The organism is Staphylococcus sp. 231237_7MaSpsaltlick (genome assembly GCF_043107035.1).
The window spans coordinates 154,994-181,573 of record NZ_JBICNX010000008.1 but is presented as its reverse complement, the minus strand read 5'-3'; the positions used below and the strand labels follow the sequence as shown (position 1 = coordinate 181,573).

Annotated in this window: 23 protein-coding genes; 16 read left to right on the top strand and 7 right to left on the bottom strand. The window is 32.8% G+C overall.

Translation table 11 applies throughout. From position 1 onward, the window contains the following. Nucleotides 1-95 precede the first annotated feature (95 nt). The 13 genes from ACF91D_RS16870 (at nt 96) to ACF91D_RS16810 (ending at nt 15,459) form a co-directional block, all read left to right on the top strand. The gene (locus tag ACF91D_RS16870; RefSeq protein ID WP_157946364.1) at nt 96-836 is read left to right on the top strand and encodes a sirohydrochlorin chelatase; all 741 of its coding nucleotides are present in this window, start codon (nt 96-98) and stop codon (nt 834-836) included. Further along, nucleotides 817-1,281 (top strand): precorrin-2 dehydrogenase/sirohydrochlorin ferrochelatase family protein, encoded by a 465-nt coding sequence (locus ACF91D_RS16865; RefSeq protein ID WP_107526746.1) that lies wholly within the window; start codon nt 817-819, stop codon nt 1,279-1,281. Before ACF91D_RS16870 ends, ACF91D_RS16865 begins: the two co-directional genes overlap by 20 nt. Next, a complete protein-coding gene (nirB, locus tag ACF91D_RS16860) occupies nt 1,274-3,679 on the top strand; it encodes a nitrite reductase large subunit NirB (RefSeq protein ID WP_107526747.1) in 2,406 nt (801 codons plus the stop codon). Before ACF91D_RS16865 ends, nirB begins: the two co-directional genes overlap by 8 nt. A gap of 4 nt (nt 3,680-3,683) precedes the next feature. Then, nucleotides 3,684-3,995: a nitrite reductase small subunit NirD gene (gene nirD / locus ACF91D_RS16855; protein WP_107526748.1), complete on the top strand. Its 312-nt coding sequence runs from the start codon at nt 3,684-3,686 to the stop codon at nt 3,993-3,995. Further along, complete coding sequence (gene cobA, locus ACF91D_RS16850; protein ID WP_107526749.1) at nt 3,986-4,924, top strand: uroporphyrinogen-III C-methyltransferase; 939 nt, start codon at nt 3,986-3,988, stop codon at nt 4,922-4,924. Before nirD ends, cobA begins: the two co-directional genes overlap by 10 nt. Before the next feature lie 374 nt (nt 4,925-5,298). Further along, a complete protein-coding gene (locus ACF91D_RS16845) occupies nt 5,299-8,982 on the top strand; it encodes a nitrate reductase subunit alpha (RefSeq protein WP_107526750.1) in 3,684 nt (1,227 codons plus the stop codon). Further along, nucleotides 8,972-10,540 (top strand): nitrate reductase subunit beta, encoded by a 1,569-nt coding sequence (gene narH / locus ACF91D_RS16840; RefSeq protein ID WP_107526751.1) that lies wholly within the window; start codon nt 8,972-8,974, stop codon nt 10,538-10,540. The genes ACF91D_RS16845 and narH overlap by 11 nt, the downstream gene beginning before the upstream one ends. Continuing rightward, complete coding sequence (gene narJ / locus ACF91D_RS16835; protein WP_182475613.1) at nt 10,533-11,105, top strand: nitrate reductase molybdenum cofactor assembly chaperone; 573 nt, start codon at nt 10,533-10,535, stop codon at nt 11,103-11,105. The genes narH and narJ overlap by 8 nt, the downstream gene beginning before the upstream one ends. After that, nucleotides 11,106-11,783: a respiratory nitrate reductase subunit gamma gene (gene narI, locus ACF91D_RS16830; protein ID WP_042739280.1), complete on the top strand. Its 678-nt coding sequence runs from the start codon at nt 11,106-11,108 to the stop codon at nt 11,781-11,783. It abuts the gene before it with no gap. A gap of 14 nt (nt 11,784-11,797) precedes the next feature. Beyond that, nucleotides 11,798-12,250: a nitrate respiration regulation accessory nitrate sensor NreA gene (gene nreA, locus ACF91D_RS16825; RefSeq protein ID WP_042739281.1), complete on the top strand. Its 453-nt coding sequence runs from the start codon at nt 11,798-11,800 to the stop codon at nt 12,248-12,250. A 9-nt stretch (nt 12,251-12,259) separates the two neighbouring features. Continuing rightward, entirely contained in the window at nt 12,260-13,294 is a 1,035-nt protein-coding gene (locus ACF91D_RS16820; protein ID WP_232155403.1) for a sensor histidine kinase, read from the top strand. 20 nt (nt 13,295-13,314) lie between these two features. Continuing rightward, the gene (gene nreC / locus ACF91D_RS16815) at nt 13,315-13,968 is read left to right on the top strand and encodes a nitrate respiration regulation response regulator NreC (protein WP_042739282.1); all 654 of its coding nucleotides are present in this window, start codon (nt 13,315-13,317) and stop codon (nt 13,966-13,968) included. 327 nt (nt 13,969-14,295) lie between these two features. Continuing rightward, nucleotides 14,296-15,459, top strand: coding sequence for a nitrate/nitrite transporter (locus ACF91D_RS16810; RefSeq protein ID WP_107526753.1), 1,164 nt, complete (start codon nt 14,296-14,298; stop codon nt 15,457-15,459). Nucleotides 15,460-15,636: 177 nt separating this feature from the next. Here the strand turns inward: ACF91D_RS16810 and ACF91D_RS16805 are convergent, their stop codons facing one another. From ACF91D_RS16805 to ACF91D_RS16795, 3 genes are all read right to left on the bottom strand, one after another. Then, a complete protein-coding gene (locus tag ACF91D_RS16805) occupies nt 15,637-16,071 on the bottom strand; it encodes an Hsp20/alpha crystallin family protein (protein WP_107526754.1) in 435 nt (144 codons plus the stop codon). A 35-nt stretch (nt 16,072-16,106) separates the two neighbouring features. Then, nucleotides 16,107-16,487, bottom strand: a complete 381-nt coding sequence (locus tag ACF91D_RS16800; RefSeq protein WP_042739285.1) for an Hsp20/alpha crystallin family protein — start codon at nt 16,485-16,487, stop codon at nt 16,107-16,109. 246 nt (nt 16,488-16,733) lie between these two features. After that, nucleotides 16,734-17,174, bottom strand: coding sequence for a MarR family winged helix-turn-helix transcriptional regulator (locus tag ACF91D_RS16795; RefSeq protein ID WP_042739286.1), 441 nt, complete (start codon nt 17,172-17,174; stop codon nt 16,734-16,736). A gap of 362 nt (nt 17,175-17,536) precedes the next feature. Between ACF91D_RS16795 and ACF91D_RS16790 the strand changes: the two genes are divergently transcribed. Beyond that, complete coding sequence (locus ACF91D_RS16790) at nt 17,537-17,893, top strand: DUF3139 domain-containing protein (protein ID WP_042739287.1); 357 nt, start codon at nt 17,537-17,539, stop codon at nt 17,891-17,893. A gap of 424 nt (nt 17,894-18,317) precedes the next feature. After that, nucleotides 18,318-19,592: a cation:dicarboxylate symporter family transporter gene (locus ACF91D_RS16785; RefSeq protein ID WP_107528011.1), complete on the top strand. Its 1,275-nt coding sequence runs from the start codon at nt 18,318-18,320 to the stop codon at nt 19,590-19,592. Nucleotides 19,593-20,271: 679 nt separating this feature from the next. On the opposite strand, the gene ACF91D_RS16780 is transcribed toward ACF91D_RS16785, so the two are convergent. Beyond that, the gene (locus tag ACF91D_RS16780) at nt 20,272-20,619 is read right to left on the bottom strand and encodes a DUF4889 domain-containing protein (RefSeq protein ID WP_107528120.1); all 348 of its coding nucleotides are present in this window, start codon (nt 20,617-20,619) and stop codon (nt 20,272-20,274) included. Nucleotides 20,620-20,764: 145 nt separating this feature from the next. Then, nucleotides 20,765-22,861 (bottom strand): AraC family transcriptional regulator Rsp, encoded by a 2,097-nt coding sequence (gene rsp, locus ACF91D_RS16775; RefSeq protein WP_119624448.1) that lies wholly within the window; start codon nt 22,859-22,861, stop codon nt 20,765-20,767. Nucleotides 22,862-23,260: 399 nt separating this feature from the next. On the opposite strand from rsp, the gene ACF91D_RS16770 reads away from it, so the two are divergent. Beyond that, nucleotides 23,261-24,703: a sucrose-specific PTS transporter subunit IIBC gene (locus tag ACF91D_RS16770; protein WP_107527713.1), complete on the top strand. Its 1,443-nt coding sequence runs from the start codon at nt 23,261-23,263 to the stop codon at nt 24,701-24,703. A 144-nt stretch (nt 24,704-24,847) separates the two neighbouring features. Here ACF91D_RS16770 and ACF91D_RS16765 read toward each other — a convergent pair whose 3' ends face one another. Further along, on the bottom strand, nt 24,848-25,786 hold the full coding sequence (locus ACF91D_RS16765) for a magnesium transporter CorA family protein (RefSeq protein ID WP_107527712.1): 939 nt from the start codon (nt 25,784-25,786) through the stop codon (nt 24,848-24,850). Nucleotides 25,787-25,862: 76 nt separating this feature from the next. Next, the gene (locus tag ACF91D_RS16760) at nt 25,863-26,474 is read right to left on the bottom strand and encodes a TetR/AcrR family transcriptional regulator (protein ID WP_107512727.1); all 612 of its coding nucleotides are present in this window, start codon (nt 26,472-26,474) and stop codon (nt 25,863-25,865) included. Nucleotides 26,475-26,580 lie beyond the last annotated feature (106 nt).

Here is a 26,580-nt window from a genome sequence, read left to right as displayed (position 1 = left end):
TAAGGGGATTCCCTATTTTTACGTATAAATGTGAAAACAATCACAAATATAGCCGAAATTATATTACAATGCAAGTGTATAGAGGAGGGTTAGATGTGGTGGTAAATATACTTGTGTTACATGGTATGAATCGTCCAGGTGTTAATGAAAGTGTAAGAGAAAATTTTGAGCAATTATTTAACGATGCTCAATTAAAGTATCACTTGGCCTTTCTAGAAGGCGATACACAAACATTAAAGCAAGTGGTTGAATTACTGATAAGTAAAGGGATAAAGCACTTTAATATTATTCCTATATTATTATTTCCTGCTAAACATTACTTTGAAGATATACCTAATATTTTGAAAGATATAAAAAGAAATTATCCACCAATGAATTACATCATCGCTGAACCTTTAGGTACACATCAAACTATCTCAAATATAGTGAAAAATAAAATTGCTAACACGTTAATAAAGAATGACAAAGTTCAATCAGTCGTATTGTTAGCACATGGCAGTTCTACATACACTGAACCACGACAAGCAGTGCAACATTTAGCTCAGTCGTGCGATGTGTTTGGCATACCTATTCAAACTGTATTGCTTTATGGTGAAGGTAATTATGTAGAGCATTTAGAAAAAATGCTCAAGCAATATCCCCAAACATTAATTGTGCCATTATTTCTTAGAGATGGCTATTTAGTTCAAAGGACTAAACAAAATATTAGGCAACAAGCATTTGCTGAATACGTGACATTTGCTTCAGCAATTAACTTCGTGCCTGATTTAGCAAAAGTAATTAAAGATAGAATAAACGAATTAGAGGTGTTAGCAAATGTATGCTATGCAAGTTAATTTAACAGGGAAACATGTTGTGATTATCGGTGGTGGACGGGTCGCCTATCGAAAAGTACAACAATTACTTAAGGAGGACATGCACGCTATTACAATTATCAGCAAAACATTTTTACCGGAATTTTTTGCAATAACACATGCTAACTTAAAGTTAATTACTAAATGTTATGACGCGAATGATATTAAAAATGCGAATTTAATAATTGCTGCTACAGATGATAAGGAAGTGAATAATCAAGTTGCTAAAGATGCTCATATTGATCAATGGGTAAACAATGTCAGCGATAAAGAACAATCTGACTTTTATAATGTTTCACAGTTTACAGTCGATAATGTGACAGTACAGATTATTTCTGAAGGTAAAGATTATCACAAGGTAAAGACGTTAACGACAGAGATAAAGGAATATCTAAATTGTAGTGATGAGGAGGATAAAAATGACTAAAGAAAGATTAGTAATGATAGGAAATGGTATGGCGGGTATCAGAACAATTGAGGAGATACTGGAACGAGATGATCAAAAATTTGAAATTACGATAATAGGCAAAGAGCCATATCCCAATTATAACCGTATAATGTTATCTAATATTTTACAAAAGAAGATGACTCAAACTGATATTATTATGAATGACTTTGACTGGTATGAATCACATGACATACATCTTGTTATTGATGATCCGGTTACTGAAGTGGATAAATTACAAAAGCAAGTGATGACACAAAGTGGTCTGACTTTTGAATATGATATTTGTATATTTGCAACAGGTTCTAAAGCATTTACATTACCTATACCAGGCTCAACCTTTCCTAGTGTAATTGGTTGGCGTACTTTAGAAGATACTGAAAAAATGATTGAAATTGCTAAAACCAAGAAACATGCGATTGTCATAGGTGGCGGATTATTGGGCTTAGAATGTGCGAGAGGTTTATTAGACCAAGGTATGGAAGTTACTGTTATACATCTCGCAGATTGGTTGATGGAAATGCAACTAGATAAAAAAGCAGGCATGTTATTACAAAATGATTTAATTGCACAGGGTATGAAGTTTAAATTAAATGCAAGTACAGAAGAAATCATAGGTGACACAGATGTAACTGGAATTAGATTAGCTGATGGAACAAAGTTATTAGCAGATCTTGTGGTTATGGCAGTAGGAATAAGACCATATAATGAAGTTGCCCGGCAATGTGGATTGGAAGTCAATAGAGGTATTGTTGTAAATGATTATTTACAGACGAGTGATGATTCAATTTATGCAATTGGTGAATGTGCCGAACATAATGGGCTAGTCTATGGTTTAGTGGCCCCATTATATGAACAAGGACAGGTGCTTGCAGATTATTTAACTGATAGAGAAACTACAGGTTATCACGGCTCTACAACATTCACTTCTTTAAAGGTATCTGGCTGTGACTTATACAGTGCGGGCTATATTAAAGAGGATGATATAACTAAAGGTATTGAGATGTTTGATAGTGTCAATATGTACTATAAAAAAGTATTTTTAAGAGAAGGCAAGCTTGTTGGTGCAGTACTTTATGGTGATGTTGCCGATGGACCAAGATTCTTTAATATGATGAAACAAGATCAATCTCTCGACGACTATACTTTAGTTTCAATGTTACATAAAGGCACTGAAACTGAAAGTAATAATGTTGCAGCATTGAGTGATGACAGTACAATTTGTGGATGTAATGGCGTGTCAAAAGGGAAAATAGTGACAGCCATAAAGGAAGAAGGATTAACAAGCGTTGATGAAGTAACAAAGTTAACTAAAGCAGGTAATTCATGTGGTAAATGTAAGTCACAGATAAACGAATTGCTGCAACATACGTTAGGTGATGATTTTGTTGCTGCCAAACCAGCTGGTATTTGTGCATGTACAGATTTAACACGTGACCAAATTGTCACTCAAATTAGAGCTAAAGGTTTAAAAACATCGAAAGAAGTCCGACATGTTTTACAATTTAAAGATAAAGGTGGTTGTCCTAAATGTAGACCGGCAATTAATTACTATTTAAATATGGTCTATCCACATGATCATGAAGATGAAACGGCATCTAGATTTGCTAATGAAAGATATCATGCGAATATTCAAAATGATGGTACATTTTCAGTGATACCTCAAATGCGTGGTGGGGTGACAGATGCTGATCAACTCATTCAATTAGGTACGGTTGCTAAAAAATATCAGATTCCTTTAGTAAAGGTTACAGGTTCTCAGCGTATAGGTTTATACGGTGTTAAGAAGGAACTATTGCCACAAATTTGGGATGATTTAGGTATGCGTTCGGCTTCAGCTTATGGTAAAAAGACGCGTTCAGTTAAGAGTTGTGTAGGTAAATCTTTTTGTCGATTTGGTACACAAGATACAACTAAGTTAGCGATTCGTTTAGAAAGCACATTTGAATATATAGACACACCACATAAATTTAAAATGGGCGTTTCAGGTTGTCCAAGGAGTTGTGTCGAATCAGGTGTTAAAGACTTTGGCGTAATTGGTGTTGAAAATGGATTCCAAATCTATATCGGTGGTAATGGCGGTACTGAAGTAACGGTAGGGCAGTATTTAACGACGGTTGAAACCGAAGATGAAGTCGTAAAGTTGTGCGGTGCATTGATGCAATACTATAGAGAAACAGGTATTTATGCAGAGCGTACAGCACCGTGGTTAAATCGTCTTGGTTTTGATCGTGTAAAAGATGTCATTTTAAATGAAACACAACAAACACAGTTATTCCAGAGAATTATGGAAGCAAAAGAAGTGGTACAAGCGGAACCTTGGCAACAAATTTCAAGTCAGGAAAAAGAAAGCGCACGCTTCGCAGTTGAGGAGGTATAAATAGATGGCACAAAGAAAAATTAGAGTAGCGCATTTGGAAGAGTTACAGCCATTGATCGGTAAGAAAATACTGGTTGAGAATAAAGAAATCGGTCTGTTTTTAACTGAGGGTGGAAATGTTTATGCGGTCAATAATATTTGTCCACACAAAAATGGACCATTGAGTGAAGGTATAGTTAGTGGTGAATTTGTATACTGTCCACTTCATGATCAAAAGGTAGATTTGACGACAGGAATAGTTCAAGAACCTGATACCGGATGTGTAGAATCTTATAAAGTAGAAATCATCGACGAGGATGTCTATGTATGCCTGTAATCAATTACGGTAAAGTTTATCTTATAGGTGCAGGACCTGGAGATCCTACATTACTTACAAGACAAGCAGAACAGTTAATAAAAAGGGCTGATGTAATCTTATATGATCGCTTGGTAAATCCATTTATACTACAGTTGGCAAGACCGGAAATTCCCATTATCGATGTTGGGAAATTACCTTATAGTAAACATGTTAAACAAGATGAAATTAATGAATTGTTGATCGAAACTGCATCGAAATATGACCTAGTTGTGAGACTTAAAGGTGGAGACCCTGCTGTGTTTGGTAGAGTGTACGAAGAAGTAGAAATATTAAATAAGATGCACATAGATTATGACATTATACCTGGTATCACTTCATCAACTGTAGCTATGGCACATCTTGGTTTAGGGTTCACAATACGTGATATAGCTACGAGTGTGACATTTACTACAGGGCATTTTAAAGATAATTCCGATAAACCTTTCGATATCAATGGATTATTAAATTATGGTACCTTAGCGATTTATATGGGAATTAGAAATATTGATAGCATAATGAAAGAAATCTATAACAAGACACACACTAATTTTCCAGTTGTTGTATGCTTTGATGTGACAGGGCCAATGGAACAATATGTTACAGGGACAGTATTAAATATTGTAGATAAATTAAAGGATGTCACCAATAATAGTAAACCAGGGCTTATCATCATAGGACATGTTATTGGTAAATTGAATATGGGTGAAGGATTAACGGTCAAATATAGAACAAAATATTTAGTGCAAGGGACACGTACTCATGCGATTGACAAGGCTTTTGAATTATACGCGCAAGGTGACTGGTGTATGATACTTCCTAATGATATAGAACAACTACATCCATCACAAAGGGCGTTAATAGAAACGTATTTAAAACAATCTTTTGATTTGAAAATAACAGTAAAGTAACAATAAATACACATAAAAACATAACTATGTATAAATCTAAGACGATTGACCAAAAATGGTTATTAATGCTCAATAAATCAACTACTGCGGTTTACTTCGTGAACATTAGTGGACATCATTCAATTAAATATCTTTCACTTTCTTTTCTTTTAAATCTTACAATAATAGATGGAAAAAAATAAAATTATGAAGAATAGAATGACTTAAATTGTAACCATTTAACATGGTCATAAAATAATAAGGGGATTTTCCTATGCATTTAGGAAAATCCCTAATTTTTGTATATTGTGAAAAAATGTACAATGTTTATGAAATATATTAATAAGCGAAGTGATTTCAGTTAAAAGGAACGAACTTGTGAGAGGGTGTATAAAATGAAAAAGTTTGGGCTTAAATTTTTTAAACCAACAGAAAAATTTAATGGTAATTGGTCAATCTTAGAGAGCAAAAGTCGTGAATGGGAGAAAATGTATAGAGAGCGATGGAGTCATGATAAAGTTGTGAGAACCACACATGGTGTGAATTGTACTGGTTCTTGTTCGTGGAAAGTTTTTGTTAAAAATGGGGTTATTACTTGGGAAAATCAACAAATCGATTATCCTAGTTGTGGTCCTGACATGCCTGAATTTGAGCCAAGAGGGTGTCCGAGAGGTGCATCATTTTCATGGTATGAATATAGTCCATTACGTGTTCGATATCCATATATAAGAGGAAAGCTTTGGGAGTTATGGACTGTAGCATTAAAGGAACATCATGATAATACTGTTGCAGCGTGGGCATCTATCGTTGAAGATGAAGAAAAAGCCAAAATTTATAAACAAGCACGAGGTAAAGGTGGCTTAGTTAGAACAAATTGGAAAGATGTATCACAACTGATTTCGGCACAAATCATATATACGATTAAAAAATATGGTCCTGATAGAATTGCTGGCTTTACACCAATACCTGCGATGTCGATGTTAAGTTACGCATCTGGAGCACGATTCATTAGTTTACTTGGGGGAGAGATGCTAAGTTTTTATGATTGGTATGCAGATTTACCACCAGCATCACCACAAATTTGGGGTGAGCAAACAGATGTACCAGAATCAAGTGATTGGTACAATGCGTCATATATTATCATGTGGGGATCAAATGTGCCATTAACTAGAACTCCAGATGCTCATTTTATGACTGAGGTTCGTTACAAAGGAACAAAGGTTGTATCAGTAGCACCAGACTATGCTGAGAATGTTAAATTTGCGGATAATTGGTTATCTCCAAATCCTGGAACGGATGCAGCAGTAGCACAAGCGATGACACATGTTATTTTACAAGAGTTTTATATTGATAATCCTAATGAGCGCTTTATCAATTATTCAAAACAATATACAGATATGCCATTTGTCATCATGTTAGATAAAGATGATAAAGGATATAAAGCAGGACGTTTTTTAAGGGAAAATGATATTACATCTAAAACAACGAATGGTGATTGGAAACCTGTTATTTTTGATGGTAATAGTGAGCGTTTAACTGTACCAAATGGAACTATTGGACAAAGATGGGAACAAGGTAAGGCATGGAACTTAAAGCTTGAAGATGAACAAGGGCAACCGATTAATCCATTGTTATCATTTGCTGAGTTAGACCATGAACACGTTGATATTCAATTTCCTTATTTCGATAATAATGGCAATGGTATTTTTGAAAGAACAATTCCCGTCAAAAAGATTACTTTGGAAAATGGTGAAGAAAAATATATTACTACAGTGTTTGATCTAATGGCGAGTCAATATGGTGTGAAACGCTTTGACCATTCGTTAGAAGCCAATAGTTATGAAGATAAAACATCATACTACACACCAGCATGGCAAGAACAAATTACAGGTGTGAAACAGGATTTAGTTATACGAGTTGCCCGTGAGTTTGCACAAAATGCCATCGATACTGAAGGTAAATCCATGATAATAATGGGTGCAGGGATTAATCATTGGTTTAATTCAGATACGATTTATCGGTCAATTATTAATTTAATCTTGCTTTGTGGTTGCCAAGGTGTAAATGGTGGGGGTTGGGCTCACTATGTAGGACAAGAAAAATGTAGACCAATTGAAGGGTGGAATACAATTGCCTTTGCAAAAGATTGGCAAGCACCTCCACGATTACAAAATGGAACAAGTTGGTTCTATTTTGCTACAGACCAATGGAAATATGAATTATCAACTGTAGATAGTTTGAAATCACCATTAGCAGATCACATTAAACATAAGCACCCAGCAGATTATAATGTATTAGCAGCGAGAGCTGGATGGTTACCATCCTATCCTCAATTCGATAAAAATAGTTTATCTTTTGGTGAAGATGCGAAAGAAGCAGGAGAGTTCAATAACGAACAAGTCATACAGCGTGCTGTTGAATCTGTAAAAGCACGTAAAACTAAATTTGCAATAGAAGATCCAGATGCTAAACAGAACCATCCTAAAACATTATTCTTATGGCGCTCTAATTTAATTTCAAGTTCTGCAAAGGGCCAAGAATATTTTATGAAACACTTATTAGGAACAAAATCAGGATTATTAGCAAATCCAAATGAAAATGATAAACCAGAAGAAATTAAATGGAGAGAAGATACTGAAGGAAAGTTAGACTTACTTGTATCTTTAGATTTCCGTATGACATCAACGCCTTTATATTCTGACATTATTTTACCAGCGGCAACTTGGTATGAAAAACATGATATCTCATCAACAGACATGCATCCATTTGTTCATCCATTTAACCCAGCTATTGATCCGTTGTGGGAGTCGCGTTCAGATTGGGATATCTTTAAGTTATTAAGTAAAACTGTATCCGAAACAGCTGAAAAATATATGCCAGGAAATTATAAAGATGTTGTAACAGCACCACTTGCACATGATTCAGAACAAGAAATCGCGAACGTCAACGGTATTGTTAAGGATTGGACTAAAGGAGAAATAGAAGCAATACCTGGAAAGACAATGCCTGCATTTAAAGTTGTTGATCGTGATTATACAAAAATATTTGATAAATATGTAACAGTTGGACCATTGTTAGAAAGCACTAAAATCGGTGCACATGGTGTTAGTTATTTTGTAAAAGAACAATATGATGAATTAAAAGGATTGGTTGGAACTTGGGAAGAAGCAGATCATGAATCTGTGAAACACCAGCGGCCACGTATCGATACTGCCAGAAGAGCAGCAGATGTTGTTCTCAACCTTTCTTCTGCAACAAATGGGAAATTATCACAAAAATCTTATGAAGATTTAGAGCAACAAACTGGTATGACTTTAAAAGATATCTCAAGTGACAGAGCATCTGAAAAGATTTCATTCTTAAATATTACAGCACAACCAAGAGAAGTAATACCAACAGCAGTATTTCCTGGTTCAAATAAAAATGGTCAACGTTATTCACCATTTACTACAAATATTGAGCGTCTTGTACCATTTAGAACATTAACAGGTAGACAAAGTTATTATATTGATCATGAAATATTCCAACAATTCGGTGAAAGCTTACCTGTGTATAAACCAACATTGCCACCTTTAGTATTTGGTAATGATGATAAACAAATAGTCGCAGATAAAGAAACGTTAGTCTTACGTTATTTAACGCCACATGGGAAATGGAATATCCATTCGACTTATCAAGATAATCAACACATGCTGACACTCTTTAGAGGTGGGCCTACTGTTTGGATTTCAAATGAAGATGCTGCGGCACATCATATTGCCGATAATGAGTGGCTAGAAGTATATAACAGAAACGGTGTAGTAACTGCTAGAGCTGTCGTCTCTCACAGAATGCCTAAAGGTACTATGTTTATGTATCATGCACAAGATAAGCATATCGAAACACCCGCTTCACATATTACTGACACTAGAGGTGGATCACATAATGCGCCAACACGTATTCACCTTAAACCAACTCAACTCGTGGGTGGTTATGCTCAAATTAGTTATCACTTTAACTACTATGGACCAATTGGAAACCAAAGAGATGTGTACGTAGCAGTAAGAAAACTTAAGGAGGTTGATTGGCTTGAAGATTAAAGCACAAATTGCAATGGTATTAAATTTAGATAAATGTATTGGTTGTCACACGTGTAGCGTTACTTGTAAAAGTACATGGACCAATCGACCTGGTGCAGAATATATGTGGTTTAACAACGTTGAAACAAAACCAGGTATTGGCTATCCGAAACGCTGGGAAGATCAGGAACAATACAAAGGTGGATGGTACCTAAATAAAAAAGGGAAATTAGAATTAAAATCAGGTAGTAGATGGTCAAAAATTGCATTAGGGAAAATATTTTATAATCCAGATATGCCAGTTATTAAAGATTATTATGAGCCGTGGACATACAATTATGAACATCTTACTAATGCAAAAGCAGGAAATCATTCACCTGTAGCTAAGGCACACTCACTATTATCAGGCAATAAATTAGATTTAGAATGGGGGCCAAACTGGGAAGATGATTTAGCTGGTGGGCATGTTACAGGACCAGAAGATCCCAATATTCAACGTATAGAAGAAGATATTAAGTTTAAATTTGATGAAACATTTATGATGTATTTACCTAGACTTTGTGAACATTGCTTGAACCCAAGTTGTGTGGCATCTTGCCCTTCTGGCGCAATGTATAAACGAGATGAAGATGGCATTGTGCTAGTAGACCAAGAGGAATGTAGAGGTTGGAGATACTGTATGACAGGTTGTCCATATAAGAAGGTTTACTTCAACTGGAAAACAAATAAAGCTGAAAAATGTACATTCTGTTTTCCAAGAATAGAGGCAGGTTTACCAACTGTATGTTCTGAAACATGTACAGGACGTATGCGTTATTTAGGCGTACTACTGTATGATGCCGATAGAGTTGAAGAGGCCGCTAGTGCAGAGAATGAACAGGAGCTATATGAAAAGCAATTGGATTTATTCTTAAATCCATATGACGAAGCGGTAATTGAACAAGCCCAAAAAGATGGTCTTTCAATGGAATGGATCGAAGCAGCACAAAATTCACCTGTCTATAAATTAGCCATTGAATATAAATTAGCATTTCCATTGCACCCTGAATATCGAACAATGCCAATGGTATGGTATTGCCCACCACTGAGTCCGATAATGAGTTACTTTGAAGGTAAACAGGCACAAGCGGGTAATAGAAATCCAGATATGATATTCCCTGCAATTGAAGAAATGCGTTTACCTATTCAATATTTAGCTAGCCTATTTACTGCTGGCGACACTGAACCTGTTAAACTTGCCTTGCAAAAAATGGCAATGATGAGAAGTTATATGCGTTCAGAAATTACAAATAAAGACTTTGATCATTCAAGGTTAACGAGACTAGGTTTAACAGAACGCCAAACTAAAGATATGTATCGTTTGCTAGCTATTGCTAAACATGAAGATAGATTTGTAATTCCGACATCACATAAAGAAGCATATATGGATACGTATCGTGCTCAAGGTAGTCAAGGGTATGGTGGAGAGTACTTCGGTTCAAATTGTGATGGTTGTGGTGTTCCAGTAGCCGTTGAATCTGGAAAATCAGGTCAAGAAATCTATAATGAACAGTTTTATGGGGGAATATTCCGTGATTAACTTTAAGCTATTTGAACAATATCAAACCTTACTTGGTTACCATGCACAGTTGTTAGATTTTCCAAATAAACAAACGTTTAAAAGTGAAACGTTTAAACAAATTGTAGATGAAACACAGCCGTCATATGAGGAACTAAAAGCTTTCAAAGCAGAGATAGAACAATATTCACTCATTGAAGTACAACAATTATATTCAGATACGTTTGATTTTAATAAAAAAGCACCGTTGTATATGACTTATAATAAATTTGATACTCAAAAGGAACGTGGTCAATTACTAGCGAAACTAAAAGTATTATATGAAATGTTTGGTTTAAAGATGGTAGATCAAGAGTTATCGGATTTTCTTCCATTGATGCTTGAATTCTTATCTGTTGCAAATTGGAATGACGATGATCGGGCAATTGATAATATTGAATTTGTCATCATGATTATAGAAGATGGTACGTTTGCAATTTCTGAGCAATTAGCGGAATCGCAAAATCCATACTATTATTTAATACGTTCGTTACGTAAAACGCTTAAGGCTTGTATTGAACTAGAACAGATGAATGAGGTGAAGTAAATGTTGAATCAATTTTTGTGGGTTATCTTACCTTATATCTGTATGGCTACATTTATAATTGGACATATTGCACGTTATAGATTTGATAAATTATCTTGGACTGCAAAATCTAGTGAATTTATTGAAAAAAAACAACTTAAATGGGGAAGTATCTTATTTCATTTAGGTATTGTTCCTGTTATTATGGGTCACTTTGTCGGTTTAGTGATACCAGCATCTTGGTTAGAGGCACTAGGTGTCAATGATCATTTATATCATATAGGTGCAGTGTATATTGGCAGTGTATTTGGTATAATAACGTTGATAGGTATGTTGCTATTAACGGCACGACGACTTTCTATTAAGAACGTTAGAAGGTTAAGCTCTGCATTAGATATAATTGTTAACATTTTCTTATTACTTATTGTATTTATGGGCTGTTACGCAACGATTGTCACTAATGCAGTTACGCCAACTTTTGATTATAGAGAAACAATTTCAATTTGGTTTAGAAATTTATTTGTATTCTCTCCTAATGCCGATTTGATGGTACAAGTACCTATTGCATTCAAAATGCATATTCTATTAGGCTTTGCGATCTTTGCACTTTGGCCGTTTACTAGACTGGTACATGTATGGAGTGTTCCTTTCACATATGCGAGTCGTAGTTATATTGTTTACCGTAAACATAAAGTGTGAATGGAGGAAATAATTTGAATTTAGTCACATTAAATGAACATTTAGATTATCAATCAGCTTTAGATAAGTTAAGGATTGATGAGGACTTTGATTTTGCGGGATTAGCATTTTACGAAAATGAAAAGCAAGTTTCACCAATAAAATGGCACTATGTCTCCGGAAATTTAAATGATCGTTATAAGTTAATTGTACTAAGAAAAGGTAAAGGATTGGCTGGTACAGTCATGAAAACAGGTAAACGTATGATTATTGAAGACGTGAACCATGATGACATTATATTTGAAAAGCATAAGTATCCAATTATTATGAGTGAATCACTGACAGCTATGATAGCTATTCCATTATGGTATGAGCACTATGTTTATGGCGTATTGTTGTTAGGCCAACGTGACAATAAACCTTTACCATTGCAACATAATCAAATTTCTATAATTAATAAATTTGGAATCTTTAAAGAAGAAGATTAGGTGATAACGTTGATTTCAAAAAATAAAGATTCATTAACTCAGTTATTATTTCAGTATTTTAATCACACTAACGAGATGATTGTTTTTGTTGATGCTTCTGGAAGTGTAATTGCAAAGAATGATGCAGCAAAGGAAATCATTGCAGAAGATAATGATTATCAAGGAATGACACATGCGATTTGTAATCGTTGTGACGGCTATACGAATGAATATGATTTACAATCATGTGTAAATTGTTTTTTAGAAGCAAAGGAAATTGGTAATTCTAGCTTTCAAGTATTTATGAAAACAACACATGGGACTATTGAGCCTTTCACAGCGACGTATCAAACTATAGATGAAGCTACAGGAGTCAAAGCATTTACATTACAAAATGTGTCACCACAAATTGAAAGACACGATAAAATGTATCAAAGACAAATGATGCAAAAGACAATACATGCACAAGAAAATGAACGCAAGCGTATTTCACGAGAATTACACGACAGCGTCATTCAAGAAATGATGAATGTGGACATTGAATTGAGATTAATGAAATATCAAAAGGATGTCGATAGCCTAATTCACAATTCGTCAAAGATAGAAGGACTTGTTACCAAATTGATTGATGATATTCGGAATTTATCAGTGGAATTGCGTCCATCTTCTTTAGACGACTTAGGATTAGATGCAGCATTTAAATCATATTTTAAACAAGTCGAAGAAAATTACGGTATACATGTGATTTATCATTGTAATTTATTAACACAACGCTTTGATAATGAAATAGAAACGGTGATATATAGAATTGTGCAAGAAGCTGTGTTTAACGCTATAAAATATGCAGAAATTGATTTCGTGGATGTTGATATAGAGGTCACTGATGAGCGATTAGTAGCTAAAGTCGTCGATAAAGGAAAGGGATTCGACAAATCAGCACAACCTAAAGGCACAGGTTTAGGATTATATGGAATGAATGAACGCGCGGAGTTAATAAATGCGAAAGTTAATATAGATACAGATATTGGGAAGGGAACAAGTGTAACAGTTGAAGTTCCATTATAAGTATATAAGGAGATTTTAAGTTGAGAATTGTAATTGCAGATGATCATGCCGTAGTACGAACTGGATTTTCTATGATTTTAAATTATCAGGAAGATATGGAAGTTGTGGGGACAGCAGCAGATGGGGTGGAAGCATATCAGAAAGTAATGCAACATAAACCAGATGTACTCATCATGGATTTAAGTATGCCACCAGGAGAATCAGGTTTAATAGCTACGAGTAAGATTAGTGACAGTTTTCCTGAAACTAAGATACTCATATTAACGATGTATGATGATGAAGAATATCTCTTTCATGTATTGAGAAACGGCGCGAAAGGTTATATCTTAAAAAATGCGCCAGATGAACAGTTATTACTAGCGGTGAGAACGATTTATCAAGGTGAAACATATATTGATGCAAAATTAACAACTTCATTAGTAAAAGAGTTCGTCAATCATTCAAATAAAGATATTAAAGATAGCACGGATCCATTTTTAATATTATCAAAACGAGAATTGGAAATCTTACCACTTATTGCCAAAGGATATGGAAATAAAGATATTGCTGAAAAGTTATACGTATCTGTAAAGACAGTGGAGGCGCATAAAACGCACATTATGCAAAAGTTAAATTTAAAATCCAAACCAGAATTAGTTGAATATGCAATGAAGAAAAAGTTAATAGACTTTTAATAGTGATACGTTTTAATCTTATGAAAGCCATATAACAATATGATTGTAGTTAATTGTATTGTTGTGTGGCTTTTAATATTGCTTACTAAATTAATGTGATACTCAGGTTGATTCGTATAGGGAATTTATATATTTACTCAAGGGAAATTCCTTATGTTCATTTTTTCACAAAGATTCTAAAATTATAGTTAAAGATATACTACTAGGTTACTCACTAGTACGAGAGTTGATTTGTTATTAGCAATACATGACTAACAAGTAATTGTGTGTAGCATTTTGACTAGAAATTAGACTTTAAATTATTGTTAAGGATGAAGGTGAATATGAATGCGAAAGTCAACGGGTAGTTTTCAATTGGTCTTGCAGACATTAAGTTTAGTGGCTGGATTTATGGCGTGGAGTATCATTGCGCCATTAATGCCGTTTATTAAAGAGGATATACAAATTAGTGGAAGTCAATTATCTATTATATTAGCTATTCCAGTTATTCTAGGTTCTGTTTTAAGGGTGCCTTTTGGTTATTTAACTAATATCATAGGGGCCAAATGGGTATTCTTTAGTAGCTTTATAATTTTATTGTTTCCAATTTACTTCTTAAGTTATGCACAATCACCTATAATGTTGATGGTTGCAGGTTTCTTTTTAGGTGTAGGTGGCGCAGTATTTTCTGTGGGAGTAACTTCAGTACCTAAATATTTTCCAAGAGCTAAAGTAGGATTAGCAAATGGAATTTATGGTATGGGGAATATCGGAACTGCCATTTCTTCTTTTTTAGCCCCTCCTATTGCCGGTATAATTGGCTGGCAATCAACAGTGAGATGTTATCTAGTCATCATCGCAATTTTTGCATTATTAATGTTCTTGTTAGGTGATGCCAATGAACAAAAAATTAAAGTTCCGTTACTACAACAATCTAAAATTTTATTTAAAGATTTGAAATTATATTACATGAGCTTTTGGTATTTTATTACATTCGGAGCATTTGTTGCATTTGGCTTGTTTTTACCAAATTACCTGGTTCAAAATTTTGAGATTTCAAGTGTTGATGCTGGTATTAGATCAGGTATATTTATTGCTTTGGCGACATTTTTACGACCTTTGGGAGGCGTATTAGGTGATAAATGGAATGCAGTTATCCTATTAATTATAGATTTTATTTTTATGATTATAGGTGCATTAATCTTAAGTTTTTCAGCACATATTATTCTATTTACAATAGGGTGTTTGTTAATTAGTCTATGTGCTGGATTAGGGAATGGTTTAGTATTTAAATTAGTGCCATTTTACTTTGCCAAAGAGTCTGGTGCAGCGAATGGTATTGTTTCCATGATGGGAGGCTTAGGTGGATTCTTCCCACCTATTGTCATTGCTTACGTTACATCAATCACTGGTACGAGCCATCTGGCATTTGTATTCTTAGCATTATTTGGTGTGATCGCAATAATAACTATGTATCATATTGTAAAACGTGATAAATTAACTTTTAAATAATAAAAAATAGGCGTCCACAGTGCAATTACATTGTGGACGTCTATTTGATAGGCTGATATATTTAAATCACTGTTCAAGTGATGGATAAGATCAAGAATATTAAATGAATATCGTTACACTTCACACCATCGTCAAATTCACTATAGTGCTACTTATAAAGTACTGTCTATTTAAATGTTAATTAATTTCAATGCGTGTTGCTTTATTTTCTTCAGCAGGTAATTTTGGCAGTGTTACACGTAAAATACCGTTATCATGCGCTGCAGTAATACCTTGTTCATTGACATTGTCAAAGTTAAATTGTCGTTTTAAATCGCTATAACTGCGCTCTTGGTGAATGATTTTGCCAGCTGAGTCTTCATCGGTATTCAATTGAGCTTGTTTTGCTTCAATAGTTAAAATGTTTTTATCGAATGCTAAACTGATATTTTCCTTTTTAATACCTGGTAATTCTGCTTCAATTAGGTAATAATCTTCAAGTTCTGTAACATCAGATTTGATTTGTGCTTGATTTGGGAATTGATCAAATATTTGCTTGCCGAAATCTTTAAATAAGTCGCTAGGGTTTACATCAAAAATTGAATTGTTAAATGGTTTCTTTTCAAAAGCCATGAGCAATCACTCCTTAATTTGTATAAAGTATTATATTAATCAATGTTAATTTGTGTTTTACTTTGTTTCATTGGTAAGTTAACGATTAGCATACCATCTTCCATTGTGGCGTTAATATTTGTAGTATCGATGTGTTTAAAAATAAATTGTCTACTTTGTTTTTTAGTATTTCTTTCACGAATCAAGTACTGTTGTTCATTTTCAGTCGCTTCATTGTCAGAACGCTCTGCTGATATTGTTAAAATGTTGTTGTCGTATTCAATGTTAATATCTTCTTTATTAAAACCAGGGAGTTCTGCGGTAATTGTATAGTTATTACTTTGTTGATAAACATTTACTTTGAAATTTGAATTTCCAAGTAGCATATTATCAAATAAATCAGTTGGTAAATGACGTGTTTGTCTATATTGAATCATCTCTAAAACACCTCTCCTTTAACTTTATGATTACATTATAAAACTATAGTCAAAGAAAGTCAAAGTCAAAGGCTTATACGTTTGAAAATTTTATTATATTGATATTGTAGTAGGTGACTAGAAGGCATTGATTAAATAAATTGAGCGCTGATAGATAAAGTTAAATATAAAAAAGAGGCAACTAAAAGATATAGAACGTCAACGTTAATGCAACTTCCTACTTTTAATCTACCTCGTAAGTATATATTAAATTTCTTTTGTAAAATGTTTATTTACAAATTTTTGTAATGTTTCCTTTAAGTCGATAGCTTCTTCTTTGTCCATATCAAATTCACTAAAGACTTTTTTAGAGATACCTAATAACGGCTCTTTTACGTTTATTCCTTTTTCAGTTAACGCAATTTGTAAATTACGTTCATCATCAAGTTCACGTGTTCTTGTTACGTAACCTTTTTTCTCAAGTTTTTTTAATAAAGGTGTTAGTGTACCTGAATCTAAGAATACACGTTCTCCAAGTGTTTTGATATTAATCTTGTCTTCTACTTCAATTGCGAGTAGAACGATATAACCTGTATAAGTTAAATCAAATTCTTTTAAATATGAAGTATATTTTTTAATTATTTCCTTTGAAGAAACATAGAATAGAAAACAAAGTTGTCTTTCTAGGTTACTATCTTTTTCCTTCATTTAATCACCCCTTTTGAATGTTAACCTTATTATGAAGTGTAGGCGCTGTCAAGGAATGGTTGCGCCCACTTAGTGTTTGAAAATTATTAGATTTCGATAAATATTATAACTTAAAACGTAATGTTTACGACAACACATTTGTTCAAAAGTAAATGATTGTATGCTTTTGATATGTATTTGCTAGTTGCATATATAGTTAATATAAGAAGATTTTGTTACAAAAATACCTTTACTCTTTATAAATTTATTATTATAAGTCATACTATTATCATTGTAGATAATAATATATAAAATACATTAAAACATTACGCTTAACGCTAAGCTATTTTAAATGAAATTGGTTGAACTAAAGGAGAATTAAGATGAAGACATTTTTTAAAATTTTTGGGCTTCTAGTGGTGTCATTGATTATTGCAATTGCATTTTTCTTTGGCTTAAGAACTTATCAAGGTCATAAAAATTTAGAGTTAGTAGATCACTATTTGAAAGAACAAAATTTAACGCAACAAGTTAAATCTGAAAAAACACTCTATAGTGCTAAAAAAGGGTTATACTATAAAGAAGTTAAATTTAAAGATGATCCAGATGTAACTTATGTGGTTCAACCTATCGCTACTTATAAAGGCATTGTGGTTCAAGCTTTTGATTCAGAAACAAAAGAGAATATTAAGCATGCAAAACATAATAAATTCGAGAAAGATTATAAGCCTAAAAAATAATTAATCATTATAAATGTTATTAGCACTATAAGCTAAACAATAATGAATAGGTATCATTTCTAATCATACATTATCGCTGAGCCAGTAGTTATCTTTAACAAGGTAGCTACTGGCTTTTTTTATCTGCGTATGATTTCGCTTACATTATATATGTTACTCAAATATATATAATGGTAAAAGAGAAGTTGGTTTCAACAGGGAGACCTTAACAATAAAGCAAGATTATCGTTAAATGATTATCTTTAAATTTAAATCAATGTAAATCGTACTAGAAGGTCAATTTAAAGGTATGTTACTTATTTACATAAGTTTGGTGTAATTAGTTATATAAAATAGTGATTTGTACTTTATAGCATAAAAATTTTATATCTAATTTATATTTATTTTGCTATAATTATTTTGTCAGAAGAAGGGGAGAAACATCATGGCAATTTTTAGAAAAATAAGTTTACCGATGCAGGTTGTTATCGCATTGGTTTTAGGTGTAATCGTTGGGTTACTACTTTACGGACATGAAGAACTCGTTAATTATATTAAACCATTTGGCGACATCTTCTTGAATTTAATTAAAATGATCGTAATACCTGTCGTTTTCTGTTCCTTAGCTTTATCTATTTCTAATGTAGGTGAATCTAAAACGGTAGGGCGTTATGGAGTTAAAACAATTGTGTATTTTGAAATTATCACAACAGTAGCAATTGGATTAGGGATTGTATTTGCTAATATATTCAAACCTGGTATAGGGTTAGATCCTGATAAACTACCAAAGGGTGACATATCAACTTATGAATCGTCAGCTAAAGCAGCTGAACATTCTACATATGGTAATCATTTTATTGATACGATTGTAAATATTGTTCCAACAAATTTTTTCGAAGCCTTAAACAAAGGTGATTTATTACCAATTATCTTTTTTGCAGTCTTTTTTGGTATTGGATTATCAGTTATAGGTGAAAAAGGACAACCTGTAAAGGATGTATTGAGTGGCACGTTAGATGCAGTTTTTTGGATGATTAATAAAATTCTTAAATTAGCACCATTAGGTGTTTTTGCTTTTATATGTACGACAATAATGACTTTCGGGGCAGCGGCATTATTACCATTACTTAAATTATTGCTTGTCGTTATCGGGTCTATGATTTTCTTTGTAGTGGTTGTGTTAGGTATTGTCGCGAAAATGTGTGGTGTTAATATCTTTTCAATCATGAAGATCTTGAAAAATGAATTAATATTAGCATTTTCAACTTCAAGTTCAGAATCGGTATTACCTATTATTATGCAGAAAATGGAAAGATTTGGTTCACCTAAGGATGTAACATCATTTGTAGTACCTATAGGTTATACATTTAATTTAGATGGTTCTGCATTGTATCAATCTATTGCAGCATTATTTGTGGCGCAAATGTATGGTATCGACATGTCTATCGGGCAACAAATAATGTTGATGGTTACGTTGATGGTAGCATCAAAAGGTATGGCTGGCGTCCCAGGTGTCTCTATCGTAGTGTTAATTACTACATTAACGTCAATGGGCTTACCTGCAGAAGGATTGGCTTTAATAATTGGAATTGACCGTATATTAGATATGGTGCGTACATGTGTAAATGTAATGGGAAATGCTTTATCTACAATTGTTATTGCAAAATGGGAAAATGTATATGACAAGGAAAAAGGACAAGCATATTTAAAATCAATTTAATTTTTATTTCTGACAAAGTTAGTCTGTAGAACATAAAATTTACAGACTAACGAATTAACATATTTAGATTAGCTATGGAGAATTCTCCATAGCTATTTTTATTTAATATTGTTGGCTCGCTTTCCTAGGGGCCAGCTTCAGCCTGTAGTCTTCAGCTCGTCCTGTTCCCTCAGGAGTCTCGCCAACATACTGCTTAATGCTTAAAAAATAGTGTTTTATATTAAAATACAAATGTTAAATTTTTATTGGAATGTAAATCATGAAATACACATTTTTCTTATCTACTGTTTTATGTTCAATATTATAAATTATAGGCTCGCTTTCCTAGGGGCCAGCTTCAGCCTGTAGTCTTCAGCTCGTCCTGTTCCCTCAGGAGTCTCGCCAACATATGTCTTTTAGATGAAGGCTCTAATTTTATTGATAGTACATAACAGGAAGCTAATGCCAATAGAAATAATTGTTTGAAAAAGTTGATTGTTACTAAGGACTCAATTTATTTCTTTAATAATATGAAAAAATAGCCCTTAAATGCAATGTTATTGTCATTTAAGGGCTATTAGGCAACTGATTATATGTCAAAATGAATTAACCAACATTGATTCCCTGATAGTGAATTAAATTTTTTATACACTGTTTTGTGACAATGTTTAGGAATCATCAATGATTTAAAGTTAAAACATTACATTCCTTTCATATCGCCCATATCATGTATTTTCATCATAAGTCCATGAGGTACATCATCATGCTTAACTACTTTCATCTCACTAAAAGCATCGTCACCTTCGGATTTTACTAACTTAACAAAATCACCGTGTTTAGGCGAGAAACCATCTTCCGCTGGTAATTTGATATTTTCCTCTACTTCGTGATCTTTTTCGCTGACAATCTTTTCAGCAGTTGTACTATTTTTCATATAGCCATAATATGTTTCCTTTTGACCGCTAGACATCATCATGATTACTAAAACGACAGCGACGATAATCATGGCTGCACTTAAAATGATTGCAAATCCTTTTTTATTCTTCAAGATAAAAGCTCCTTTTTATTGGTTTCTTTCCTCTGTTATATCTAAAATGTATTGTTTATGCAATCGATACTAAAGAAAAGTTCTATTTTATTCACATATTAATCAATAGTTATATCGTAAAAATGTTGTACTAATAATTATAGCTTTAATTTCTACTAATACAGATATATTTAATTTCATTATGATGTAGTTCAAAAGCAATGGGTTGATTTTTGTATTCAAGTTGCTTGAGTTCGGATTTAGGATAGCTAGATTGTTCTATATAATTCAATAATTTTTTATCAATACCCATAGCGTTTAAAGTGGGTGGTAGTGAAAAATCAATATAGCCATGATTACGATTTAAAGTTTGTATAAATATAGTCAACATTGTGGTGATATCTGGATAAATAAAAGTGAACTTTTTCGGCATTTGCGGTGAAATCGTGTGTTCAGTTGAGTTGAATAATAGTAAATGTGTGCAATATTTATCTTTGACCGCTAATAAATTATTTTCTAAAGCTAAGGGTTTATTTATAAAAGGCTTTAAAAACTGATATAAGTACATCAAGGGCTCATACATATAATGTTTATTCATCAATGACAAGTCACTCGTAGCTGATTTGATTAATTTGTAACCCACACCTGAACCTTGTTTAATCATAATTAACATGTGACACATTAAATCAGAAAGTGCAAGTGGTGCGTGTTCGTCATAGAGTTTGAAACAATGTTTACTTACATGAGCATACACAAATTTTGATTTATGTATGGATGTAATGTCGATGACTTTATTAAAACAATCTAGAAAAGTCATCGTTTGGTCAAATGCGCTTGAATACTTTGTCAGACATTGTCTAGTGTTATCAGATTCAATATCAATAAAATAATAATCATAGGCATAATGTGATAGATAATCGAAGGTCTTAGTGATAGATTTAGTCTGTTTAATCGCGCCTTCAATTGTTATTGCAAGTTTAACCTTTACCTCTAAATTATGAGCGCTTATATAAATATCGTGTATTTCCTTTAAGGAAAGGTGCTCAGTATCAAGTAATAGCAAGAAATAACGCATAAAGCGCTGTCGATAATACTCAGGTTTATAATTAAATACTTGAATAATCATCGACTCAATCATTTTGTATTCAGTAAATGTTTTGATGCGCAATCCTAAACGAACATTCTGCAAAAATAAACTATCAATAAAATCGATGATTGCTAGTAAGTTTAACCGCTCAAGGTTAAAGTAGCCGATATTATTAATAAGCAAATAAACTTCAGCAATATCATGGAAATTAAGCTTTGCTATTAAATTAGATTGCATAACTTCAATTAAATCATCAACATGAATAAATATTGTTGGAAATTTCGTTTTGTCGTTATAAATTAAATGATTTAAATCAATATGATCAGTTTGATTATGTGCTGCTGTAAAAGATGGTAAATGTTCAAAATAAGAAGTAAGGTCCATTTCATCTTTATTAATTAACTGTATGGAGGAGTGATTTGATAACATGAATTTTTTTCTAAGCATATTTGGTGTATCAGCTAAGAAATTTTTGAATTGTTGTGTATAACTCGCATAATGATTAAAACCAAGTGCTTCGGAAATGGTATGTATCGCTTCATTACTTTGGAATAATGGTTTGAATGAAAGGCCTATTTTTAAACTAGACACATAGTGTTTAAAGCTTATCCCTAAATATTTTTTAAATAGAATAGAAATATAAGGTGCAGTAACATAGAATACTGCCGTAATATCTTTGGAAGAAATTGAGTTGGTCGCATTGCTATCTATAAATTTGGTGATGCTGTTTAATAATGCACTCTCAGTGGTAATCTTCGGTAAATATTGAGTGTCAGAATTTACACTTGCCTCATCATTTAATAGCCTTATCAACTCAGTTAAATTACTATATTTAATTGGTTCTTGATGACTCAATTTAGCCACTATGTTTAATATGAAATGCTTAATATAATCTGCAGATTGTATTAATTTGTAGTTGTAATGATAATTAAAAAATGCATCGTCTATCGTATTGAAATGGCATAAAGGAATATTAACTTCAATTAAATGTTCTGCATGCAATATTTCATAAATATCATTATGATTTATTAAAACAAGTGCCTGGTTTAATGTAATATTTTTGCCATTCAATCTCATTTGCAGTTTATGATTTAAAGAAAATAGAAGTTTAAGTTTCCCAAGACAACGTTGAGGACAAGTTGTTAAATAATTATGTATATAAATCGTACTATTCATAATATTGCAACTCCTGCTTAAATATATCGTATAACGCTTAATAGTTATTATTATATAACAAAATGTTTAAAGTTTAAGCGTGTTAATTATAAAATTGTAACAATATTGTGAAGTTAAAATAATTATAGAAAAATTTTTTTATTGAATGAGTGTATTAAATAAACGCTTATAATATACAGTGATTATTCATCCAAAGGCCATTAAAGACTGTCATTTTGCAATTTTTAATTTCATTGATTATAGCGATAAAATACTAAATGGTCTTTGAATTTACTGAAAAACCCTAAATTCTTAATAAAGCGTCACAAAAAAGCTATTGCGTTCTCATCTGAAACCGATTACAATAATAACATCAAACAGGAATTGGAACCGGTTCTATTTTTACGAGGAGGCTTATCAATGAGCTATAAAAAATCTGCTGAAGAGATTTTGACAGCTATAGGTGGAGAAGAAAATATTGATGCGATGGCACACTGTGCGACGCGTTTAAGACTAGTGTTAAAGGATGAAAGCAAGGTTAATGAGCAAGTATTATCTGATATGGATGTCGTGAAAGGGACATTCTCAACAGGTGGACAATACCAAATCATTATTGGTTCAGGGACGGTAAATAAAGTCTTTGCAGAAATGGAGAAATTAACTGGGAAAGAGGCTTCGACTACGGCTGAAGTTAAAGCTGAAGGTTCTAAGAATGCAAATCCATTCCAAAGATTTGTGAAAATGTTATCAGATATATTTGTGCCAATTATTCCTGCCATTGTAGCAGGTGGTCTATTGATGGGGATTAATAATATACTTACGGCACCAGGTATATTTTATGATGAACAGTCATTAATTGATGTACATAATCAGTTTAAAGGTCTAGCAGATATGATAAATATCTTTGCGAATGCACCTTTCACTTTATTACCCATACTGATTGGTTTTAGTGCTGCAAAGCGTTTCGGAGCAAATGCATTCCTAGGTGCAGCATTAGGAATGATCTTAGTGCATCCTGACTTGATGAATGCATATGATTATCCAAAGGCACTTGAACAAGGAAAGACGATTCCACATTGGAACATCTTTGGATTTGAAGTGAAGCAAGTCGGTTATCAAGGGCAAGTATTACCAATGTTAGTTGCGACATATATCTTAGCTAAGATAGAGAAAGGGTTAAGAAAGGTTGTACCTACTGTTCTAGATAATTTATTGACACCATTATTATCTATATTAGTTACAGCATTTTTAACATTTTCATTTGTAGGGCCAATTACACGTACATTGGGTTATTGGTTATCTGATGGATTGACGTGGCTTTATGAATTTGGGGGTGCTATTGGTGGACTTATCTTTGGTTTATTGTATGCGCCAATTGTTATTACGGGTATGCATCACAGCTTTATCGCTATTGAGACACAACTCATTGCTGATAGTGCGAAGACTGGAGGGTCATTTATCTTCCCAATTGCAACAATGTCTAATATTTCCCAAGGTGCAGCAGCTTTAGCAGCATTCTTTATTGTTAAAGAAAACAAGAAATTAAAAGGTGTAGCATCAGCAGCAGGTATTTCTTCGTTACTTGGCATTACTGAACCTGCAATGTTCGGGGTTAATTTAAAGTTGAAATATCCATTTATCGGAGCGATTGTTGGTTCAGGTATTGGTTCAGCTTATATCGCGTTATTTAAAGTTAAAGCGATTGCTTTAGGGACAGCTGGTATTCCAGGATTTATTTCTATAAGTGGGCAACATAGTGGTTGGCTACATTACGGTATCGCGATGATTATTACATTTGTCATTACATTTGCTTTAACGTTTATTCTATCGAAAAGAAATGCATATAAACAAGACTCAAAATAAATTAAAATGCTTATATAAAGTAAGTATTAAATAATAAACGTCAATTGCTATTGAATTTAAATTAGCAATTGACGTTTTCTTTATTGTTATTAAAAATTAGCGTAATGTAACAGTTAAACTGTAGCGTTAATCATTGTCGACACGTTACAGCTTTTGCTTTCTCCATAAGAAGGCACCAACACAAGATACAAATATAAGAGAAATACCAATAATGATAAGCCATGAGACATAGCTATGTTCATTGAGAGGTAAGGGCACATTCATACCAAAGAAACTAAAGACGAGCGTTGGCAAAGTTAAAAAGACTGTAAATAACGTAAGTGTCTTCATCGTGTTGTTCATTTCATTAGAAAGTAGTGATGCATATGATGTGGTAATACTTTCTAAGATGTCTGTGTATAATTCTGTAGTTTCAATGGCTTGATTATTTTCAATTACTAAATCTTCTATTAACTCTTCATCTTCATCAAAACGCTTAATTGCAGGTAGACGGAAAAGCTTTTTAATAATGCCATCATTTCCTTTTAATGCTGCTAAGAAATAGACTAAACTTTTCTCAACTTCCATTAAATTATAAAGTTGTTTATTTGTTACATTGTTTTTAAGTTCACGTTCGATACGTAAACGTGTTTTATTTAATAGTCTTAAATTTCTGTTATAGTGATTGGCAATGGTTAATAATATATTAAGCGCAAAGCGACTATGAAAGTTAAGATTTATGTTATGTCGTTTGAAGTTTTCAAGGAATTCATTTTCGACATTGCATACAGTCATTATCTTCTTATTACCAATAATGATACCCAATGGAATGGTAATAAATGACAAAACTTTTAAGTTTGTGTCATTGACTATTGGGATATCGATAATGATTAGTGAATATCTAGATTCATCATCATATTCTACACGAGCGCTCTCTTCTAAATCTAAAGGATCTCGTAAAAAATCTTCAGGTATATTATATAAGTGCATTAAATTTTCTATTTCATCCCTTGAAGGATCGACAACATTGATCCAAGATGCATTATGGTCTAATGAAGTTTCGATTATCTCTCTAGTTTCTGCGTGTTTATATGCTGTAATCATAATCCTAGTATATCCTTTCTAATAAAATACTTTTTAATATTATCGGACAAATAAATAGATTACAAGTTAAATATTGTTATTCTACAATTTTCTGCTCTTTAGCCATCAGTCTTAAAGGGCCATTAAATATGATTTTGAAAAGGTGATTGACTAATTCAGTAGGTGGCATGCGGTTATCATCTTTAACCCAGTGCTTTATAAATGCAAACATTGCACCTGATGTGTAGCTGAAAAAGTAATCTATTGGAACGTCAGCAATTTTATTATCTATAGAAGAAAATTTTTGCATATTGCCATACATTATATTTGCTATTTTTTCTTCGAGTTGGCTTTTTCTATCGAGGTTGAATATTGCTTTATAAAATTCAATATGGTTATAAATATAATTGACTACTTTGAGTAAAATTTGTTCGGTAAAAACCTTAGCGAAAACTTCAGGTGGTAAATTGTTGTTGATATACTGATCAAGTTTTACTTCATTCGTTAAATCGAACGTGTATTCATCTTCTAAACTCGAAAGCAGTAAATACTTATCTTCATAATGTAAATAAAAGGTACCTCTATTAATATCTGCACGTTGTGTGATGTCTTGGATAGTAATTTTCTCTAATTCCTTTTCGGTGAGTAATTGAATAAATGCAGACTTTATTGCTGCTTTTGTTTTTCTAACGCGTCTATCATTTTCCATAAAAAACCTCCAAGTAAATAGACAATTTTAAACACATTGTTGAGAAATAGACAATGCGATGTATATTGCATATTGTTTCTCTAGTTAAGGTCATTATAATAAACAA

What these genes read in the sequence shown, in the direction of transcription:
- nirB (WP_107526747.1), top strand. Translation starts at nt 1,274, where the DNA reads ATGACTAAAGAAAGATTAGTAATGATAGGAAATGGTATGGCGGGTATC.
- nirD (WP_107526748.1), top strand. Translation starts at nt 3,684, where the DNA reads ATGGCACAAAGAAAAATTAGAGTAGCGCATTTGGAAGAGTTACAGCCA.
- cobA (WP_107526749.1), top strand. Translation starts at nt 3,986, where the DNA reads ATGCCTGTAATCAATTACGGTAAAGTTTATCTTATAGGTGCAGGACCT.
- ACF91D_RS16795 (WP_042739286.1), bottom strand. Translation starts at nt 17,174, where the DNA reads ATGAAGGAAAAAGATAGTAACCTAGAAAGACAACTTTGTTTTCTATTC.
- ACF91D_RS16785 (WP_107528011.1), top strand. Translation starts at nt 18,318, where the DNA reads ATGGCAATTTTTAGAAAAATAAGTTTACCGATGCAGGTTGTTATCGCA.
- rsp (WP_119624448.1), bottom strand. Translation starts at nt 22,861, where the DNA reads ATGAATAGTACGATTTATATACATAATTATTTAACAACTTGTCCTCAA.
- narI (WP_042739280.1), top strand. Translation starts at nt 11,106, where the DNA reads ATGTTGAATCAATTTTTGTGGGTTATCTTACCTTATATCTGTATGGCT.
- ACF91D_RS16800 (WP_042739285.1), bottom strand. Translation starts at nt 16,487, where the DNA reads ATGATTCAATATAGACAAACACGTCATTTACCAACTGATTTATTTGAT.
- ACF91D_RS16770 (WP_107527713.1), top strand. Translation starts at nt 23,261, where the DNA reads ATGAGCTATAAAAAATCTGCTGAAGAGATTTTGACAGCTATAGGTGGA.
- ACF91D_RS16865 (WP_107526746.1), top strand. Translation starts at nt 817, where the DNA reads ATGTATGCTATGCAAGTTAATTTAACAGGGAAACATGTTGTGATTATC.
- ACF91D_RS16805 (WP_107526754.1), bottom strand. Translation starts at nt 16,071, where the DNA reads ATGGCTTTTGAAAAGAAACCATTTAACAATTCAATTTTTGATGTAAAC.
- ACF91D_RS16845 (WP_107526750.1), top strand. Translation starts at nt 5,299, where the DNA reads ATGAAAAAGTTTGGGCTTAAATTTTTTAAACCAACAGAAAAATTTAAT.
- ACF91D_RS16790 (WP_042739287.1), top strand. Translation starts at nt 17,537, where the DNA reads ATGAAGACATTTTTTAAAATTTTTGGGCTTCTAGTGGTGTCATTGATT.
- ACF91D_RS16765 (WP_107527712.1), bottom strand. Translation starts at nt 25,786, where the DNA reads ATGATTACAGCATATAAACACGCAGAAACTAGAGAGATAATCGAAACT.
- ACF91D_RS16810 (WP_107526753.1), top strand. Translation starts at nt 14,296, where the DNA reads ATGCGAAAGTCAACGGGTAGTTTTCAATTGGTCTTGCAGACATTAAGT.
- ACF91D_RS16760 (WP_107512727.1), bottom strand. Translation starts at nt 26,474, where the DNA reads ATGGAAAATGATAGACGCGTTAGAAAAACAAAAGCAGCAATAAAGTCT.